At 69.5% G+C, this 18,294-nt stretch carries 20 protein-coding genes; 11 read left to right on the top strand and 9 right to left on the bottom strand.

Annotated features, from left to right (window positions below):
* Positions 1-94 precede the first annotated feature (94 nt).
* Positions 95-2,308 (bottom strand): (Fe-S)-binding protein, encoded by a 2,214-nt coding sequence (locus Q5425_RS39655; protein ID WP_308677563.1) that lies wholly within the window; start codon positions 2,306-2,308, stop codon positions 95-97.
* Between the two features lie 152 nt (positions 2,309-2,460).
* Between Q5425_RS39655 and Q5425_RS39650 the strand changes: the two genes are divergently transcribed.
* Genes Q5425_RS39650 through Q5425_RS39640 form a run of 3 tightly spaced genes read left to right on the top strand, consistent with a single transcriptional unit; the run spans position 2,461 to position 3,818 of the window.
* A complete protein-coding gene (locus tag Q5425_RS39650; RefSeq protein WP_308677562.1) occupies positions 2,461-2,790 on the top strand; it encodes an SMR family transporter in 330 nt (109 codons plus the stop codon).
* Positions 2,787-3,347 carry a TetR family transcriptional regulator gene (locus tag Q5425_RS39645; protein ID WP_308677561.1) on the top strand — a complete coding sequence of 187 codons (561 nt, stop codon included), beginning with the start codon at positions 2,787-2,789 and terminating at the stop codon, positions 3,345-3,347. The genes Q5425_RS39650 and Q5425_RS39645 overlap by 4 nt, the downstream gene beginning before the upstream one ends.
* A gap of 21 nt (positions 3,348-3,368) precedes the next feature.
* The gene (locus tag Q5425_RS39640) at positions 3,369-3,818 is read left to right on the top strand and encodes a GNAT family N-acetyltransferase (RefSeq protein WP_308677560.1); all 450 of its coding nucleotides are present in this window, start codon (positions 3,369-3,371) and stop codon (positions 3,816-3,818) included.
* Here Q5425_RS39640 and Q5425_RS39635 read toward each other — a convergent pair.
* The 3 genes from Q5425_RS39635 to Q5425_RS39625 form a co-directional block, all read right to left on the bottom strand.
* Positions 3,802-3,960, bottom strand: coding sequence for a DUF397 domain-containing protein (locus tag Q5425_RS39635; RefSeq protein ID WP_308677559.1), 159 nt, complete (start codon positions 3,958-3,960; stop codon positions 3,802-3,804). The genes Q5425_RS39640 and Q5425_RS39635 overlap by 17 nt on opposite strands.
* Before the next feature lies 1 nt (position 3,961).
* Positions 3,962-4,801 carry a helix-turn-helix transcriptional regulator gene (locus tag Q5425_RS39630; RefSeq protein WP_308677558.1) on the bottom strand — a complete coding sequence of 280 codons (840 nt, stop codon included), beginning with the start codon at positions 4,799-4,801 and terminating at the stop codon, positions 3,962-3,964.
* An 80-nt stretch (positions 4,802-4,881) separates the two neighbouring features.
* On the bottom strand, positions 4,882-5,415 hold the full coding sequence (locus tag Q5425_RS39625; protein WP_308677557.1) for a YbhB/YbcL family Raf kinase inhibitor-like protein: 534 nt from the start codon (positions 5,413-5,415) through the stop codon (positions 4,882-4,884).
* A 174-nt stretch (positions 5,416-5,589) separates the two neighbouring features.
* Between Q5425_RS39625 and Q5425_RS39620 the strand changes: the two genes are divergently transcribed.
* From Q5425_RS39620 to Q5425_RS39595, 6 genes are all read left to right on the top strand, one after another.
* A complete protein-coding gene (locus tag Q5425_RS39620; RefSeq protein ID WP_308677556.1) occupies positions 5,590-6,360 on the top strand; it encodes a DUF4097 family beta strand repeat-containing protein in 771 nt (256 codons plus the stop codon).
* A gap of 28 nt (positions 6,361-6,388) precedes the next feature.
* Positions 6,389-6,622: a hypothetical protein gene (locus tag Q5425_RS39615; RefSeq protein ID WP_308677555.1), complete on the top strand. Its 234-nt coding sequence runs from the start codon at positions 6,389-6,391 to the stop codon at positions 6,620-6,622.
* A gap of 343 nt (positions 6,623-6,965) precedes the next feature.
* Complete coding sequence (dnaK, locus tag Q5425_RS39610) at positions 6,966-8,852, top strand: molecular chaperone DnaK (RefSeq protein WP_308677554.1); 1,887 nt, start codon at positions 6,966-6,968, stop codon at positions 8,850-8,852.
* A complete protein-coding gene (gene grpE, locus Q5425_RS39605) occupies positions 8,849-9,559 on the top strand; it encodes a nucleotide exchange factor GrpE (protein WP_308677553.1) in 711 nt (236 codons plus the stop codon). Before dnaK ends, grpE begins: the two co-directional genes overlap by 4 nt.
* A 36-nt stretch (positions 9,560-9,595) precedes the next feature.
* Complete coding sequence (dnaJ, locus tag Q5425_RS39600) at positions 9,596-10,771, top strand: molecular chaperone DnaJ (protein ID WP_308677552.1); 1,176 nt, start codon at positions 9,596-9,598, stop codon at positions 10,769-10,771.
* 5 nt (positions 10,772-10,776) lie between these two features.
* The gene (locus Q5425_RS39595) at positions 10,777-11,202 is read left to right on the top strand and encodes a heat shock protein transcriptional repressor HspR (RefSeq protein WP_308677897.1); all 426 of its coding nucleotides are present in this window, start codon (positions 10,777-10,779) and stop codon (positions 11,200-11,202) included.
* Between the two features lie 105 nt (positions 11,203-11,307).
* Here Q5425_RS39595 and Q5425_RS39590 read toward each other — a convergent pair whose 3' ends face one another.
* The 5 genes from Q5425_RS39590 to Q5425_RS39570 all read right to left on the bottom strand — a co-directional run bounded on the left by Q5425_RS39590 (position 11,308) and on the right by Q5425_RS39570 (position 16,162).
* Positions 11,308-11,847: a DUF305 domain-containing protein gene (locus Q5425_RS39590; RefSeq protein WP_308677551.1), complete on the bottom strand. Its 540-nt coding sequence runs from the start codon at positions 11,845-11,847 to the stop codon at positions 11,308-11,310.
* On the bottom strand, positions 11,844-12,599 hold the full coding sequence (locus Q5425_RS39585; protein WP_308677550.1) for a lytic polysaccharide monooxygenase: 756 nt from the start codon (positions 12,597-12,599) through the stop codon (positions 11,844-11,846). The genes Q5425_RS39590 and Q5425_RS39585 overlap by 4 nt, the downstream gene beginning before the upstream one ends.
* A gap of 146 nt (positions 12,600-12,745) precedes the next feature.
* Complete coding sequence (locus tag Q5425_RS39580) at positions 12,746-13,462, bottom strand: dienelactone hydrolase family protein (protein ID WP_308677549.1); 717 nt, start codon at positions 13,460-13,462, stop codon at positions 12,746-12,748.
* A 74-nt stretch (positions 13,463-13,536) separates the two neighbouring features.
* Positions 13,537-14,640 carry a globin domain-containing protein gene (locus Q5425_RS39575; protein WP_308677548.1) on the bottom strand — a complete coding sequence of 368 codons (1,104 nt, stop codon included), beginning with the start codon at positions 14,638-14,640 and terminating at the stop codon, positions 13,537-13,539.
* Positions 14,641-14,986: 346 nt separating this feature from the next.
* On the bottom strand, positions 14,987-16,162 hold the full coding sequence (locus Q5425_RS39570; RefSeq protein WP_308677547.1) for a globin domain-containing protein: 1,176 nt from the start codon (positions 16,160-16,162) through the stop codon (positions 14,987-14,989).
* 310 nt (positions 16,163-16,472) lie between these two features.
* On the opposite strand from Q5425_RS39570, the gene Q5425_RS39565 reads away from it, so the two are divergent.
* Together Q5425_RS39565 and Q5425_RS39560 are read left to right on the top strand one after the other, a co-directional pair.
* The gene (locus tag Q5425_RS39565) at positions 16,473-16,958 is read left to right on the top strand and encodes a MarR family winged helix-turn-helix transcriptional regulator (RefSeq protein WP_308677546.1); all 486 of its coding nucleotides are present in this window, start codon (positions 16,473-16,475) and stop codon (positions 16,956-16,958) included.
* A 99-nt stretch (positions 16,959-17,057) separates the two neighbouring features.
* On the top strand, positions 17,058-18,245 hold the full coding sequence (locus tag Q5425_RS39560; protein WP_308677545.1) for an MFS transporter: 1,188 nt from the start codon (positions 17,058-17,060) through the stop codon (positions 18,243-18,245).
* Positions 18,246-18,294: the final 49 nt, after the last annotated feature.

The following is an 18,294-nucleotide window of genomic DNA, read 5'->3' as shown; positions in this document are numbered from 1 at the left end:
GGCTACGAAATCCTCGATTCCCGAAACTTTCCGACCAGGAAAAACGGCCCCGGTCAGATGATCTGACCGGGGCCGTGCGTTCCGGGGAACTGTGTCACTCCTCCGCGAGTGACGGCGCTCCGAGCGCGATCGGCTTCGGTTCCGGCTTGCGCTTGACCGCCTCCAGCAGCATCTGCGCGACGTCGACGATCTCGACCTTCTCGCTCGCGCTGCCGTCGCTCTGCCGGGCCGTGAGACCGTCGTTCAGCATCACCTTGCAGAACGGGCAGCCGGTGGCGATCTTCGACGGCGCGGTGCCGAGCGCCTCGTCGACGCGCTCGACGTTGATCCGCTTGCCGATCTTCTCTTCCATCCACATCCGCGCGCCGCCCGCGCCGCAGCACATGGACTTGTCGCCGTGGCGCGGCATCTCCCGCAGCCGCGCGCCGGTCGCGCCGACCAGCTCACGCGGGGCTTCGTAGACCTTGTTGTGGCGGCCGAGGTAACACGGGTCGTGGTAGGTGACGTCCTCGGCGACCGGCGCCACCGGCACCAGCTGCTTCTCCCGCACCAGGCGGTTCAGCAGCTGCGTGTGGTGCACGACGTCGAACTGGCCGCCCAGCTCCGGGTACTCGTTGGCGAGGGTGTTGAAGCAGTGCGCACAGGTCACGACGACCTTGCGGGCCTTGCGCTCGCGGCCCTCGAACACCGAGTTCAGCACCTCGACGTTCTGCTGGGCCAGCATCTGGAAGAGGAACTCGTTGCCGGCGCGGCGGGCCGGGTCACCGGTGCAGGACTCCTCCGAGCCGAGCACGGTGTACTTGACGCCCGCCATGTGCAGCAGCTCCGCGACCGCGCGCGTCGTCTTCTTCGCGCGGTCTTCGAACGCGCCGGCGCAGCCGACCCAGAACAGGTATTCGGTGTCGCCGAGGTCGCCGTCGAACACCGGGACCTCGAAGTCGAGGTCCTCGGTCCAGGCCAGCCGGTCCTTGGCGTTCTGGCCCCACGGGTTGCCCTTGTTCTCCAGGTTCTTGAACATGCCGTTCAGCTCGCTGGGGAACGACGACTCGATCATCACCTGGTAGCGGCGCATGTCGACGATGTGGTCGACGTGCTCGATGTCGACCGGGCACTGCTCGACGCAGGCGCCGCAGCTCGTGCAGGACCACAGAACGTCGGGGTCGATGACGCCGCCGTCATCGCCGATCAGGGCCTTCTGCGACTCGGCGATCGCGAGGACGTCGATCCCCGCGTACATGTTGTCCCCGGACAGGCCGATTTCGTCGCCCGCCATGTCGCGCTTGCCGCCGGCCAGCAGGTACGGGGCCTTCGCGTAGGCGTGGTCACGCAGCTGCGTGATGACCAGCTTCGGCGACAGCGGCTTGCCGGTGTTCCACGCGGGGCACTGCTCCTGGCAGCGGCCGCACTCGGTGCACGTCGAGAAGTCCAGCCAGCCCTTCCAGCTGAAGTCCTCGATCTTGCCGACGCCGAAGGTGTCCTCGTCGGGGTCGGCTTCCTCGAGGTCGAGGACCTTGCCGCCGCTCATCATCGGCTTGAGCGCGCCGAGCGCGACGCCGCCGTCGTCCTCGCGCTTGAAGTAGATGTTGAAGAACGCGCTGAACCGGTGCCACGCGATGCCCATGGTCATGGTGCGCGCGACGACGATCAGCCAGACCGTGGCGCTCATCAGCTTGACGAACGCGAAGATCGTCACCAGGTTCGGGCTGGCCGGCAGCAGCTGGCCGATCGGGTTCGAGACGAAGGAGGCCCACATCGGGCCTTCGTGGGTGTTCAGCGCGGACTTCGCGGCGCGGACGCCGATGATGCCGATGCCCTCGATGAGCACGACGGCCTCGACGAAGTACGCCCACTTGAAGCTCGACCCGGCGAAGCGCGACTGGCGGTCGGCGCGGCGCGGGTGGTTGCGCTGCCGGATCGCCATCAGCACCAGGATGCCGACGATCGTGCCGAGCCCGAGCAGCTCCATGAGCAGCTGGAACGGCGGGAAGTCGTCGAGGTACGGCCAGCCCCACGTCGGGACGAAGACCTCGCCGTAGGCCTCGAACAGCGCCAGCGAGCCGAGCAGGAAGCCCCACATCACCAGCCAGTGGGCCGGTCCGACGCTGCGCTTCCGGTTCATCCGCGTGTGGGCCGCGAACTCCTTGATCAGCGTCTTCATGCGCGGCATGAACGGTCCGTTGCGCGTCGAGTCGGGCTGGCCGAGGCGGATCACCCGTACGAAACGGGCGATGGTCGCGGCGAACATGCCCCAGGCGACGAGGCCGAGCACGACGGAAATCCCGCCGAGCGTCAGTTGCAGAGCGCCCATCGTTCGGGTGCCTTTCGTCCGGGAAAACTGTGGTGGTGCCGGGAGACTAACCGTCCTTACTGATGAGTAACCCGTTGAGTGGCCCTAAGTCCCACCGATGTGGTGTACGTCGCTCTTTGTTTCGGGACGATCGTTCAGGTAGTTTTCACCCTATGGGTGCGTACCTTCTCCTCGCGCTGGCGATCGCCGCCGAGGTCTCCGCGACGGTCTCGTTGAAGCTCTCCGAAGGCTTCTCCAAGCTGGGGCCGTCGGTCGTCGTGGTGGCCGGGTACGCCGTGGCGTTCGCGGCGTTGTCGTACGTGTTGAAGATGGGCCTGCCGGTCGGCGTCGTGTACGCGATCTGGGCCGCGGCCGGCGTCGCGCTGGTCGCGATCATCGGCGTCCTGTTCCTCAAGGAGTCGATCAACGCGACGATGATCGCCGGGCTGGCGCTGGTCATCGGCGGTGTCGTGCTGATCGAACTCGGGAGTGCGTCTACGTGAAACTGCAAGTCGACGGCCGGAAGGCGCGCGGCGACAAGCGGCGCACCGAGCTCATCGCGGCCACGCTGCGGATCATCGAGCGCGACGGCGTCGCCGGTGTCACCCACCGGACGGTCGCGGCCGAGGCCGGGGTGCCGACGACGTCCACGACCTACCACTTCTCGTCGCTGGACGACCTCCTGATCGCGACGCTCATCTCCTGCGCCCGCGACATGGCGACCGAGGTTTACTGGATGATCGACCGGGCCCGCTCCCGCGGGTCGCGCGGTGCCGAGGAGGTCGCCGGCCTGCTCGCCGAGGCGCTGGGGCCGCGGCGCGGGCGCACGATGGCGGAGTACGAGCTGTACCTGCTGGCCGCGCGGAAGCCGGAGCTTCGTCCGGCGGCGCGGCGCTGGCTGGACGTCCTGACGTCGATGGTCCGCCACGACGACGAGGTGGCCTTCCGGGTGTTCCTCGCCGGCATCGACGGGCTGCTGATCCAGGGCCTGATCGACGACGAGCCGCCGTCGGCGGACGAGCTGCGCCCGGTGGTCGACTACCTGCTGAAACCGCGTTGACCGGTCGATTATTTTCGGATCATGCGCACCTTCGGCGACTACGAACTCGACGACGACCGGACGCGGCTGGACCTCGACGTGGTGTGGAAGTTCCTCTCCACCGAGGCCTACTGGGGCCGCTGGCGCACGCGTGCGCAGGTCGAAGCCGCCATCGACGGCTCGTGGCGGGTCGTCGGCGCCTACCGCGGCGGCGAGCTGGTCGGCTTCGCGCGGGCGTTCTCGGACGGCGTTTCGTCCGCCTACCTGGCCGACGTCTTCGTCGTCGACTCCGCCCGCGGCACCGGCCTCGGCAAGGAGATCGTGCGCGAGATGATCGACAACGGCCCCGGCGACCGGTTCCGCTGGATGCTCCACACCGCCGACGCGCACGGGCTGTACCGGCAGTTCGGCTTCGCCGAGCACATCAAGGGCCACTACCTCGAGCGTGAAGGGCCCAACGCGGGGAACTTCGTCGCTAACGCAGATCGGTGAGGAGGGCGTCCCACGATCGGGTGGTGATTTCGAGCGTTCCGCCCGGGCGGTCCTTCGTGTCGCGGATCCGCACCACCGGGGCGAGCGCCACTTCCACGCAATCGGCCTCTTGGCCGCTGTAGGTCGACTTCCGCCAGGTCACGTCAGGCCTCCAGTTCGGCGATCACCCCCTCGATGAACGCGCGGGATTCGTCCACGTCCAAGGCGAGGGATGTCACGGTCTTCGCGGCCGACTTGTAGTCCGCCACCTGATCCTCATCGTAGAGGTAGGCGCTCCCGCGATGCTGGTCCAAGAAGACGATGGAGGGCAGGTCCGAGTACTCGAATACGGCGAAGGAACCGTTGAGGCCGGGGTGGAAATCGCCGCCGGACGGCACCACCCGGACCGCCAGCCGCCTCGGGAGACCGAGGAGGTGGCGAAGCTGGTCGGTCAAGGCCTCCGTACCGCCCACCCGCTGCCGGAGCGCGGTTTCGCCGAGCAGGAACGAGCATTCCGGCGCGCGGTGCTCGCGCAGGGCCGCCTGCCGGACCATGCGCACCCGCAACCGCTGCTCGACCAGCTGCGCGGGGGAACCGCCGTACGCCAGGATCGCCCGGGCGTAATCGGGCGTCTGCAGCAGGCCGTGCACCAGCATCGGCTGCCAGCTGAAGATCGCGGCCGCGGTGCGCTCGTACTCGGCCAGCGTCGTGAGGATCGCGGGCGCGTCCGGCATCTCCTTCTCGGCCCAGTTCGGCTCACGGGCGGTGCGGGCCAGCTCGAACAGCCGGTCGCGCTCCGCGCCGAGCACCCGCAGCTGCCCGAGCAGGAGCGCGACCTCCTCGATCCGGGGCACCCGCAACCCCAGCTCCCAATTGGACAGCTCGGCCGCGTGCACGCCGGTGGCACGGGCCAGCTCGCGCAGCCCGTACCCGCGCGCCTTCCGCGCTTTCCTCAGCCCGAACCCCAGCGCTCTCGACCGGGGTGTCGCTATCGGTGGTGGCATGACCGCAGTGTGTCAGCGGGGTCCGACAAAAACGGGCCCGGCTCCGTTGCCGATCGGCAACAGCGCCGGGCCCGGGAACCTCAGCCCTTGTTCTCGTACACCGGCGTGATCACCGCGCGGGCGAGCGTGTGCCCGAACATGTTGAAGCCGAGGAACGCCGGCGTCGCGTCCTCCGGCACGTCCAGCCGGTCGACGTCCAGCGCGTGCACCGCGAAGTAGTAGCGGTGCGGGCCGTGCCCGGGCGGGGGCGCCGCGCCGAGGAACTGCTTGACCCCGCCGTCGCCCTTCAGCGTCACCGCGCCTTCGGGGAGGCCGGAGCCGTCTCCCGCGCCGGACGCCAGCTCCGTCACCGAAGCCGGGACGTTGAACACCGCCCAGTGCCAGAACCCGCTGCCGGTCGGGGCGTCCGGGTCGTAGCAGGTGATCGCGAAGCTCTTCGTCTCCGCCGGGAAGCCTTCCCACGCCAGGTGCGGCGAACGGTCCTCGCCGCCGGCGCCGAAGATGCCGGACAAATGGGGCGTGGCCAGGGTTTCGCCGTCGGCGACATCGTTGCTGCGCAGGGTGAACGACGGCACGTCGGGCAGGGACTCGTACGGGCCGGGTGCTTGCGGCATGGATCCTCCTGATCACGGAACTGGAGACGTGCGCCAGGTTAGGCCCCGGGCCCCTTCCCCGCGTGTCAGGGAGGGATCTCAGGGTCTTTCGGGGGGTTACCCCCATGTACGGCCCGCTCACCCCGTCCTAACGTTTCTCACGCAGGGGAAACAACACTGAGGGGACCAACGACCATGGCGCGCCCGCTTCTCGCACTGGGTGGCATCGTCCTGATCGGCGTCGGCCTGGCGACCGCGCTCGGGTGGGGCTGGGGTTCGGACTTCCGGAACACCGGCACCGTTTCGCAGGCCATCCGCAGCGTGAAGCTGGAAGGCGACTCGGGATCGGTGAAGATCCGCACCGGCTCGGGGCCGTCGAAGGTGCAGGAAGAAGTCAGCTACCACTGGCGGAGCAAGCCGGCGGGCCCCTTCTACCGCGTCGACGGCGACCAGCTGGTGCTCGGCGATTGCGGCACGAACTGCTCGGTCGACTTCGAGGTCGTCGTGCCGCCCGGCGTGCCCGTCACGGGGAGCGTCGACTCCGGGGAGCTGGACATCGCCGGGGTGTCGAGTGTGGACGTTCACGCCGATTCCGGGCAGGCCCGCGTCGAGGACGTTTCCGGCGCGGTGAAGCTGCAGCTGGACAGCGGCTCGATCGACCTGCGGAACGTCGGCGAAGTCCAGCTGCGCAGCGATTCCGGCAGCATCACCGGCCGCGACGTGCGCGGCCGGGTCGACGTGACGTCCTCCAGCGGCAGCGTCGAATTCACGCTGGCCCAGGCGAACGACGTGAAGGTGCACGCCGACAGCGGCAGCATCGAGCTGGCCGTGCCGGGCGGGCCGTACCGCGTCCAGGGCAACAGCGACAGCGGGCACCGCGAGATCGACGTCCCGACCGACGGTTCGGGTCCGCACCTGCTGGACCTGACCACCGAGAGCGGCAGCGTCACGGTCCGCGCGGCCTGACTTTTCTCTTACTACGGGGGCATTTCCGATGGGCAGGATCGAACGGCGCGTGCTGGTGGCCGCGCTGCTGGGGGCAGTCGCGATGTTCGGTGTCGTGGGCTTCGCGCGGGGCGGGCCGGCGGAAACCCCGGCGCAGGGCGTGCCGGTCACCGCGGATTACCACTACCGAGTGACTTCTTGGATCGGCACTCCGGCTGAAGTCGTTGTGCAGCAGGGAAACCCGGATTTCTTCTTCTCCTCCTGGGCCGGCCGCCGCTCCTGAACTGCCGGTGGCCGCTGTTGGGAAAGAAGCACACCGAAGGTCAGCGGGTGTCCGCGTCCGGCCGCGCCCCGGGTCCGCTCAGGCTTGGCCCCGGCCCGCCGAGCTGGTGAGCCGATTTGCCGGGTGAGCGGCGTCACAGCCCATCCGGGCACACTCGCTCACCGGACCCGGGAACAAGAACCCCCACCCCCTCGTTAGGCTGGGTACAGAGGTTGAGCGCAGTCGACTCAAGTCCGGCTTGACGAGGTGCGCGAAGGCCCGATAAAACTTGACAGGGCCTCGCTCAAGGCGAGCACAAACCTGCAGGTCACGAACACAGCAGTCTTACACAGGAGGAAGCACCATGGCGCGAGCGGTCGGCATCGACCTCGGCACGACCAACTCGGTCGTCGCCGTCCTTGAGGGCGGCGAGCCGACGGTCATCGCCAACTCGGAAGGCTCCCGGACCACCCCCTCGATCGTCGCCTTCGCCAAGAACGGTGAAGTGCTGACCGGTCAGCCGGCGAAGAACCAGGCCGTGACGAACGTCGACCGGACGATCCGGTCCGTGAAGCGGCACATCGGCACCGACTGGAAGACCGAGATCGATGGTAAGAACTACACCTCCCAGGAGATCAGCGCGCGCGTGCTGATGAAGCTGAAGCGCGACGCCGAGGCGTACCTGGGCGAGACGATCACCGACGCCGTGATCACCGTCCCCGCGTACTTCGAAGACGCGCAGCGGCAGGCCACCAAGGAGGCCGGCCAGATCGCCGGCCTGAACGTGCTCCGGATCGTCAACGAGCCGACCGCCGCCGCGCTGGCGTACGGCCTGGACAAGGGCGAAAAGGAACAGACCATCCTGGTCTTCGACCTCGGTGGTGGCACCTTCGACGTCTCGCTGCTGGAAATCGGCGAGGGCGTCGTCGAGGTCCGCGCGACCTCCGGTGACAACCACCTCGGTGGTGACGACTGGGACGAGCGCATCGTCAAGTGGCTGGTCGACAAGTTCAAGGCCACGAACGGCATCGACCTGACCAAGGACAAGATGGCGCTGCAGCGCATCCGCGAGGCGGCGGAGAAGGCGAAGATCGAGCTGTCCAGCTCGAACTCGGCCAGCATCAACCTGCCGTACATCACCGTGGACTCGGACAAGAACCCGCTGTTCCTCGACGAGACGCTCTCGCGCGCCGAGTTCCAGAAGATCACCGCGGACCTGCTCGAGCGCACCCGCAACCCGTTCAACAACGTCATCCGGGACGCGGGCATCGCCGTCGGCGACATCGACCACGTCGTGCTCGTGGGTGGTTCCACCCGCATGCCGGCCGTGTCGGACCTGGTCAAGGAGCTGACCGGCGGCCGCGAGCCGAACAAGGGCGTGAACCCGGACGAGGTCGTCGCGGTCGGCGCAGCGCTGCAGGCCGGTGTCCTGAAGGGCGAGGTCAAGGACGTCCTGCTGCTGGACGTCACGCCGCTGTCGCTCGGCATCGAGACCAAGGGTGGCGTGTTCACCAAGCTCATCGAGCGCAACACCACGATCCCGACCAAGCGCTCGGAGATCTTCTCCACCGCGGACGACAACCAGCCGTCGGTGCAGATCCAGGTGTTCCAGGGTGAGCGCGAGATCGCCGCGCACAACAAGAAGCTCGGCATGTTCGAGCTGACCGGTCTCCCGCCCGCCCCGCGTGGCGTGCCGCAGATCGAGGTCACCTTCGACATCGACGCCAACGGCATCGTGCACGTGACCGCGAAGGACCTGGGCACGAACAAGGAACAGTCGATGACGATCACCGGTGGCTCCGCGCTGCCGAAGGACGACATCGAGCGCATGGTCAAGGACGCCGAGGCCCACGCCGAGGAAGACAAGAAGCGCCGCGAGGAAGCGGAGACCCGCAACCAGGCGGAGACGCTGGTCTACCAGACCGAGAAGTTCGTCAAGGACAACGACGACAAGCTGCCCGAGGACCTCAAGGGCAAGGTCAAGTCCGCGATCGACGAGGCCAACGAAGCGCTGAAGGGCACCGACTCGACCAAGATCCGCGAGTCGATCGAGAAGCTGAACGCCGCTTCGCAGGAACTGGGCACCGCCCTGTACGCCAACGCGAACGCCGACGCCGCGGCCGACGCCGCGGCCGGTGCCGCGGGCGCCGCGGGTGCGGGTGCGGCCGGGGACGCCGGTGCGGCCGGCGGCCAGGCCAAGGCCGATGACGTGGTGGACGCCGAGATCGTCGAAGAGGACGAGAAGAAGTGACCCACAGCTACGACGAATCCGAGAACCAGGGCCGCGGCCCCGAGGAGCCGGTGGTCGTGCGGGATCGGCGCCGGGTGGCCCCCCAGACCGGGCAGGTCCGCCCGCCCGGTCCGGCCCACGCCGCGCCGGAGCCGGAAGACGAGGCGCCCGTGGAGCACGCGGGCCCCTCGCTCGGCGAGACCATCATGGGCGACTCGGTGTCGGTGGTCTCCGACGTGGAAAAGGAACTGTCCGAGCGCACCGCCGACCTCCAGCGCCTGCAGGCCGAGTACGCCAACTACCGCAAGCGCGTCGAGCGTGACCGCGAGGCGGTCGTGATCGGCGCGAAGGCGACCGTGGTGAACGACTTGCTGCCGCTGCTCGACGACCTCGAGCGGGCCGAGCAGCACGGTGACCTCACCGGCGCGTTCAAGGCGGTCGGCGACAAGCTGATCAGCGGCTTGCAGCGGGCGGGCCTGGAGTCGTTCGGCTCCGAGGGCGAGCCCTTCGACCCGAGCGTGCACGAGGCCGTGCAGCACAACACCTCGCCGGACGTGGCGGGCCCGACGGTCACCGTGGTCATGCGCCGCGGGTACCGCTTCGGGGACCGCGTACTGCGGGCGGCGCTGGTCGGCGTGACCGACCACGAGCCCGGCGCGGCCCCGGTGGACCCGTCCGTCGGTGGCGAGCTGCCACTCGGCGGCGGAGTCGATGAGCAGCAGCAGTAAGCACTATCCGGTTCAAGTGGGAGGAGGAGGCGTCCGATGAGTGCACGGGAGTGGATCGGTAAGGACTTCTACCGTGAACTGGGCGTCTCCTCCGACGCCACCGCGGACGAAATCAAGAAGGCCTACCGGAAGCTGGCCAAGGAGAACCACCCGGACGCGAACGCCGGCAACGCGCAGGCGGAGCAGAAGTTCAAGGCGGTTTCCGAGGCCTACGGCGTGCTCTCCGACGCGAGCAAGCGCAAGGAGTACGACGAGGCACGGCGGCTGTTCGGCGGCGGGGGCGGCTTCAACTTCCCGGGAAGTGGAAGCGGCGGTGGCGGCAGCTTCGACATGGGCGACATCTTCGGCCAGGCCGGCGCCGGTCAGCAGGGCGGCTTCGGCGGGCTCGGGGACATCCTGGGCGGGATCTTCGGCCGCGGCCGGGCGTCGGCGGGCGCGACGGCCAACCGGCCGCAGCGCGGCGCCGACGTCGAGACCGACGTCCGGATCGACTTCACCGAGGCGGTCAAGGGCGCGACCCTGCCGCTGCGGCTGTCGAGCCCGGCGACCTGTGCGACGTGCAGCGGCAACGGTGCGCGGCCGGGCACGTCGCCGCGGACCTGCCCGACCTGTTCCGGTTCGGGGCTGGTCAGCCGCAGCCAGGGCGCGTTCGCGTTCTCGGAGCCGTGCCGCGACTGCCGCGGCCGCGGCACGATCATCGACGACCCGTGCCCGGAGTGCGGCGGCGAAGGCATCAGCACGCGGACGCGGACGCTGACCGTCCGGATCCCGCCGGGCGTCGACGACGACCAGCGCATCCGGCTGGCCGGCCAGGGCGAGCCGGGCCGGGGCGGTGCGCAGGCCGGTGACCTGTACGTCCGGGTGCACGTGGCCCCGCACGCGCTGTTCGGGCGCAAAGGGCTCGACCTGACGATCACCGTGCCGGTGGACTTCACGGAACTGACGCTCGGCACCACGATCACGGTGCCGACGCTCGAGGCCAAGGTCTCGCTCAAGGTGCCGCCGGGCACCGCGAGCGGACGGGTGCTGCGCGTGCGCGGCAAGGGCATCGCCAAGCGCGACGGTGCGCAAGGTGACCTGCTCGTCACCCTCCAGGCGGCGATTCCCGCCAAACTGGACGACAAGGCGCGCGACGCACTGCAGGCGTACGCCGAGGCGATGGCCGGGCACGACCCCCGGCCCGAGATCACCGAGCTGCTGCAAGGTAGGTGAGTGTGGTGTTCGGCGGGATACCGCAGGAAGGCGACGAGGAAACCCCGGTGTTCGTCATCTCGGTGGCGGCCCAGCTCGCCGGGATGCACGCGCAGACGTTGCGCACGTACGACCGGCAGGGCCTGGTGTCACCGGGCCGCACCCCCGGCGGCGGGCGGCGCTACTCGATGCGGGACATCGCGTTGCTGCGCGAGGTCCAGCGCCTGTCACAGGAGGACGGCGTCAACCTGGCCGGCATCAAGCGCATCATCGAGCTGGAGAACCAGGTCGACGCGCTCCGGGCCCGGATCACCGAGCTGACCGAGGAACTGACCGCGGCGTACGTGGCCGCGGAACAGGCCGCGGCGGCGGCGCACGCGTCCTACCGCCGGGACCTGGTGCCGCTCAACCAGCAGACGGCTTTGGTGGTCTGGCGCCCCAAGCGCCGCTGACGACCAACGCGACGAAGGCCTCCCCGGGCGACCGGGGAGGCCTTCGTGCGTGAGTGGGGGCCGCGAGCAGTCCCTCCCGGCTGCCCGCGGCCCGGCGCCGCGGGGTTACGTCTGGGTGTTCAGCAGCTGCTTGACCTCCGCCGTCCGGGACTCGATCACCCGGCGGGCCAAGTCCCGCGCCTGGGCGTTGATCCCGCCGCCGGTCCCGTTTTCCGTCTGGGCCAGCTCGACCGCTCCCTGCTGCTGACCCGTCAGCACGTCCAGGAACCGGCGGCTGAACTCGCCGTCCGGAGCCGATCGAAGCGCGCCCACCAGGTCCGGCGCTGCCATCTTCATGCCGCCGTGGCCGGCGTGGGCCTGCGGGTTCGCGTCCATCGCCTCGGGCTGGTTCCACTCGCGGAGCCAGCGCCGCATGTCCTCGATCTCCGTCTGCTGCGTCACCTCGATCGCCGCCGACAGCTCCTTCACCCCCGCCGGTAGCGGGCGGGCCGGGGCCAGCCGGACGATCTCGATGCCCTGCTGGTTCTGGGGGATCAGCATCTGCAGGAACATCACGTCGGCCGCGTTGTACTGCGGCGGGGCCGCCGTCGCGCCGCTGCCGCATCCGGTCAGCAGCAGCGCGACGACGGCCAGGACCACTCTCACTGGCGCTGCCAGAGCGCCGGGGTGTTCGGCGGCTCCCAGCCCGCGATCGCCGTGTGCGGCTGGACGCAGCGGTAGCTCGCGCCGCCGTACGTCACGACGTCGCCCGCCTTGTACGCCGTGCCCGCCGACCACGTGCCACTCGACGGCGGGGTCGTCGTCGGGGGCGGGGTCGTGGTGGGCGGCCGGGTCGTCGTCGGCGGCGGCGTGGTGGTGGGCGGCGGGGTGCCGCCCCCGCCGATCTGGAGGTCGACGCAGCTGTAGAACGCGTTGGACGTGTCCGAGATGTTCCAGATCGCCAGCACCTTCACCCGGCCTGAATAGCCGGCCAGGTTCACCGTGTGCGACAACGTCGACGGCGGTTGCTGGTTGTTGCCGTTGAACACCGCGACGCGGGTGTTGCCGACGTAGTACTCGTAGTTCGACGTCGAGTGCCGGGCGGTGAACACCCAGTTGAACGTCACCGTGGTGCCGACCGACTTGGCGGGCCACGGCTTCGACTCGTCGGTCAGCTCGGCGAACTGGCCCAGGCCGGCGTTGCAGCTGCGCAGGCCCTTCGGGCCCTCGACGCTCTGCGGTTCGTAGACGATCTGGCCGCAGCCGGAGACCTTCCCGGCCGCGCAGTTGGCCTGCCGGCTGGGCGGATCGGACACGTAACCGTGGGCGCTCGCCGAGGCGGCGGGGAGGACAACGACCAGCACCGGCGCGAGCAAGGCTCCGGCAGCGGCCGCGAAGAGCTTTCGTTTCCAGGTCATTTCGGCTCCTCGAAGGGGAACAGCGTCGTTCCGGAGGGGAGGACGAGCGAGCACATCCGGGGAAGATGTGGTCTAGACCATAAGACGATTCGGGCACAACGGTCAACGAACTACCGCCGTTCGCCAGAATCGCTGCTCTGATTGGTTCAATGCGAAGGTCGGGGCGGCTGCTGCAGGTGTTCGCCGAAGAAAGACGTCACCCGGCGCCACGCGTCTTCGGCCGATTCGTGGTGGTAGGTGAAGCCGACGACCTTGAGCAGCAGGTTCACCGGCGCCACGGTGTCGATCTTGTTGGCGAACCCGTGGCTGGCGTCCGGGTACTCCTTGACGTCGTGCGGGACGCCACGCTCGGTGAGCGCCGTCTCGAGCTTCGCCGCGGCGCCGCGCAGCCCGAAGTCCTTCTTGCCGAAACTGGCGACGACGGGGCAGGCGTCGTCCAGCACCGACAGGTTCTTCGGCAGCTGCCCGTAGTACGGCGCGGACGCTTCGAACCCGCGCGACGCCGCAACGAGCGCGAAGCCACCGCCCAGGCAGAACCCGGCGATGCCGATCCGGCCCGAGCAGTCCGGGAGACCGGCCAGGAGCGCGCGGGACGCCTCGATGTCGTCGAACGCCCGGCCCCGGTTCGCGAACATGTCCGAGAACACCCGCCGCACGCAGCGGAACATCCCGCCCCGTGAATACAGGTCCGGACTGAGCGCGAGATATCCCTCGCGGGCGAAGCGGTCGGTGATGTTTTTTGTGTCCTGGCTCAGCCCGAACGCGTCGTGGATGAGCACTACGCCCGGGTGGGGGCCCGCGCCGCCGGGCTTCGCCAGGTAGCCGCCGATGGTGCCGTCCGCAACCGGGATAGTCATCTCCATATCGGCGAAGATAGCGAGCCCCCGCCGGTTCCGCGCCGGACGCTGAGAGTTCCTCAGCGCATTCCGGGCAAACCTCAGTCCAGGGTGAACGGGTCGTAGGAGATTCGTGCCAGATCGATCCCCCTGGCCAGCAGCTTCGCGACGGTCGCCTGGATCATCGGCGGCGAACCGGAAACGAGGACGTCGTGGTTCTGCCACGCGCCGCGCTGGGTCACCGCGTGGGCGAGTGTTCCGCGGTCGCCGCCGGCCAGTGCGCCCTCCTCGGTGACCGGGGTGACCGTCAGCCACTTCGACGTCGCGGCCAGCCGGCGCAGGTTTTCCAGCGCGTACAGGTCCTCCGGTCTCCGGCCGCCGAAGAACAGGTGCACGGGCGGGTTGCGCTTCCAGCGCGAAAGGTCGTCGAGGATCGCCAGCAACGGCGTGATGCCGGTGCCGCCGCCGATCATCAGCAGCCGTCGTTTCGTGGAGGTCGGGCGCACGTTCAGCACGCCCATCGAGGGCCCGAGGCGCCAGACGTCGCCCGGCCGGGTGTGGTTGACGATGCTCCCGCTGACCCAGCCGCCGGGCACCGCGCGCACGTGGAAGGTCAGCTCGCCGTCGCCGCGGGGCGCGTTCGCCGGCGAGAGGTACCGCCAGAACCGGGGCCGCTGCGGTACTTCCACGCTGACGTACCCGCCGGCGCGGTACGGCAGGAGGCCTTCGGTGCGCACCTTGACCAGCGCGACGTCGCGGGTGAGCCGCCGGTGCTCCAGCACGGTCGCCGCCCACGTCGCCGGCCCCGTCTCCGCCTGGGCGGCCTCGCGCATCGACTTGGCGATGAGCCCGTAGGCCGAGGTCCACGCGGATTCCACCTCGGTGGTCCACTTCTCCTTGAGGAACCGTTTCAGCGCGGAGATCAGCGCCACCCCGACGGCGTCGTAGTGGCGGGTGACGACGCCGAACTTGCGGTGGTCGCGGCCCAGCTGTCCCAGGAAGGTGACCAGTTCGTCGGGCCGGTCGACCATCTGCACCACGTACACCAGGGCGCGCAGCAACCTGCTCCGCTGGGTCGTCATGGTGACCGGGAACAGGGCACGGCAATCGGGGGCGACCACGAACAACGCGCCGTAGAAGTACTGCGCCAGTTCGTCGGCTTTCGGTTCGATCTCCGCAAAACTCTCACGAATCAACCGGGCCATCTCTCGACCTTGCACTGCCGAAACGGGAAGCGGCTCGGGCGGTGCGGAGATCTTCACGGATTCAGCGTTCATCGGGAACGGCAATCTCCAGTCGTACAAAGGTTTTCGCGCCGTGCGTGCGGCGTCGCTGTGGCGGTACCGCCCCCGAGGGTTCCCGACTGTAGGCGAATTCCCGTGCAGATGCGCGTGATTCCGCGCGTTCCCGCTCGAACGGAGCAATTCAGGTACGCCCGGTCAACCCCGCCTGTCGCAGCGTAAAATTGATCACGCCGCGGATTCATCCGTTACTGGTGGCTGATTTCCGGAGCGTAACGAAATTGTGCACCGGACGGCGGATTGCCGGTGGTCAGTCGATCGTGAACGGGTCGTACTGGATCTGGTGCAGCGCGCTGCCCGCGACCAGCATGCGCGACACCGTCGCGCGGATCATCGCCGGTGAGCCGGACACGAGGATGTTGTGGCCGGGCCAGGAGCCGTAGCGCGTGACGGCCTCGGCCAGGGTGCCCTGCTCGAACCCCGGGACGTCGCCGCCGCGCTCCACGACCGGCGTGACGGTCAGCCAGGGGTTGGTGGCCGCCAGCGCGCGGAGCTCTTCGAGGTCGTAGAGGTCCTCGCGAGCCGGCCCGCCGTAGAAGAGGTGGGTCTTCGGGTTCTCGCCCCACAGCGCGAGGTGGTCGAGGATGGCCCGCAGCGGCGCGACACCCGTGCCGCCGGCGACCATCAGCACGGCCCGCGACACCTCCCGGTCGACCGTCATCCGGCCCAGCGGCGGCCCGAGCCGCCAGACGTCCCCCGGCTGGGTGTGGCTGACGATGGCGCGGGAGACCCAGCCGCCGTCGATCGCGCGGACGTGGAACTCGATGCCGCCGTCCTCGCGCGGCGCGTTCGCCGGCGAGAGGTACCGCCACAGCCGTGGCCGCTGGGGCACTTCGACGCTCACGTACTGCCCCGGGTGGTACGGCACGGGCTGATCGGGCACCAGCCGCACCAGGGCGAGGTCCCAGGTCAGCCGCCGGTGCTCGACGACGGTGGCCGACCACGACGGCGGGTTCGTGTCGGCCGCGGCCGCGTCCTGCATGGCCCGCGCGGCGATCGTGAACGCCTCGGCCCACGCCCGTTCGACCTCGGGGGTCCACTCCGGGCCGAGGTGGTTCTTCAGCGACGCCAGCAGCGCGGTGCCGACCGCTTCGTAGTGCCGGGGCACCACGCCGAACTTGCGGTGGTCGCGGCCCAGCTGGCGCAGGAACGGCGCGAGGTCGTCGGGCCGGTCGACCATCTGCACGATGTGCACCAGCGCGCGCACCAGCCTGCCGCGCTGGATCTCCATGTTGATCGGGAAGAAGTCGCGCGTGGTCGGGGCGAGGGTGAACAGCATCCCGTAGAAGAACTGCGAGATGTCCGCGATGTACGGCTCCGACCTGGCCCAGCTGTCCCGGATGAGCCGGACCATCGCGGTGACGGCCGCGGGGGCTTCACGCGGGGCCGACGACCTGGGGAGCGGGCTGACCGAGTCGGCTGTCATGGGTGATCGTTCACGGGCCGGGGACGGTTGAGCGGCGGCACCCGATCATGCACCGCCGGCCCGGGCACGCGGATGCCGCTGCTCACGGCCGCCTCCTGGGTCCATCGCCACTGCATCCACCTCTGTCACTCGTCCGGTACCGCGCGCGCGGTCCGTCCGCAGGGTAGCCGCCGGGCAGCCTTTTGCCCGCATTGTTGCTCCGACCGGGTGTATTCGCCGCGGTGCCGCGTGGGGGACCTCACCGGTCCGATGGTTGTCCGGGGCAAGCGTCCGGCAATAAACTTGTATGGCGCAACCAAGGGAGGTTCCGATGGGCTTCGACGACACCGACGACGACGTCCGGGTCGAGCTCATGCGTGAGCTGAAAACCGCTTCCCAGCTCCAGCACGCCTGGATCATGCAGAGCTGGCAGAGCGAGCCCGGCCTGCACCCGGCGGCGGCGATGCTGCTGTCCGACCTGGCGAAGAACGGCGAGGCGCGGCCGTCCGAACTGGCCAAGCGCCGGTTCGTCGACCTCTCCGTCGTGAGCAGGCAGATCACCCAGCTCTCCGCGGCCGGGCTGGTCGACCGCCGTCCCGCACCCGAGGACGGCCGGGCGTCGCTGGTCAGCGTCTCGGAGAAGGGCCGGGCCGAGCTCGCCCGCTGGCGCGCCAGCTACGTCGAGTTCATGGAGAAGGCGCTCGGCGGCTGGGACGACGAGCGCGTCACCGACCTCACCGTGCGGCTGGCGGAGATGAACGCCGATCTTCGCCGCGCCCTCGGCGCCGACGCCGTGCTGGCTGACACGAACAAGTGACACCGCGGCGAAAAGGCCCACCGGAAGTGTCTTTTGCCCCCGTGGAAAGTGTCCGTTCGGTCCTGACTTAGGGGCGATCGTCAGGGTTAACGTCGGTAGGTGACGCGTGACCGGGTCGCACTGCTGTGCGCGCTGGGGATCGACAACTTCGGCTCAGGTCTGTTCCTCCCGTTGGGGCTGGTCTACGTGACGCAGGTGGTCGGGGTGCCGCTGGCCGTGGCCGGCACCGCCGTCACGCTCGGTGCCCTCGGCGGGCTCGTGGTGCCGCCGCTCGCCGGGCGGCTCGTGGACCACGTCGGGCCACGCGTCGTGGTGATCGGCGCCCAGCTGCTTCAGGCCGCCGGTACGGGTGCGTACCTCATCGCCGACAACGCGGGCGCGGTGGTGGTCGCCGCCGTCCTGCTGACCGCCGGGCAGCAGCTGTTCTACAGCTCCCTGTTCGTGCTCATCGCCGACGTCGCGGGCGACGGCCCCAAGGACCGGCCGTTCGCCCAGGTGGGGATGGTGCGGGCCGCCTGCTTCGGCCTCGGCGGGCTGGCGGCGGGTGCGCTGCTGACGTGGCTCGGGAACGCCGGCTACCGCATCGCGCTCGCCGTGGACGCGCTGACGTTCTTCCTGGCCGCGTCGATCCTCGTCTTCTTCGTCCGGCTCGTGCGGCCGCACCGGCAGGACCGCGAAAGCTCGGCCCGGGTGCTGCGCGACCGGCCGTACCTCGGGCTGATCCTGTTCAGCGGGCTGTTCGGGCTGTCGCTGGACTTCTTCCTGATCGGCACGCCGGTGTTCGTGCTCGACCGGCTGCACGGCCCGGCCTGGCTGCCGGGCGCGATTCTCGCGCTGCTGACCGTGCTGACCAGCGTCGGCGGCACGCTGGCGCTGCGGCTCACGGCCAAGCTGACGCGCATCGCCGCGATGCGCGTCGGCTCGGCGTTGTTCTCGGCGTGGTGCCTGGTCAGCCTGGGTGTGCTGCTCGTGCCGGACGGCTGGCAGGTGCTGTACCTGCTGGGGTCGACGCTGGTGTTCGCCGCCGGCGACCTGGTTTTCGGGCCGAGATCGGGAGCGCTCGCCGAGGCCGCGGCACCCGCGGTCGCCCGCGGTCGTTATCTCGCTGCGTACCAGTACGCGTTCACCGTGGCGCAGGTGATCGCCCCCGCCGTGGTCGCGTTGTTCTCGGTGGCCGACTGGTTACCCTGGGTGCTGGTGGGAACGTGCGCCGGTCTGGCCGTGGCCGGGCTCGGGACGCTCGGCTCCCGGCTGCCGGCCCATGCGGTCGCCCCCGGACAGAGTTGAGCGGAACAGACTCAAGTTTTCGTGCGTTAGAGATGATGACGGGTCACGG

Origin of the sequence: Amycolatopsis sp. A133, assembly GCF_031082405.1 — a bacterium.
In the GTDB taxonomy this organism is placed as follows: Bacteria; Actinomycetota; Actinomycetes; order Mycobacteriales; family Pseudonocardiaceae; genus Amycolatopsis.
This window is presented reverse-complemented; position numbering and strand designations above follow the sequence as displayed.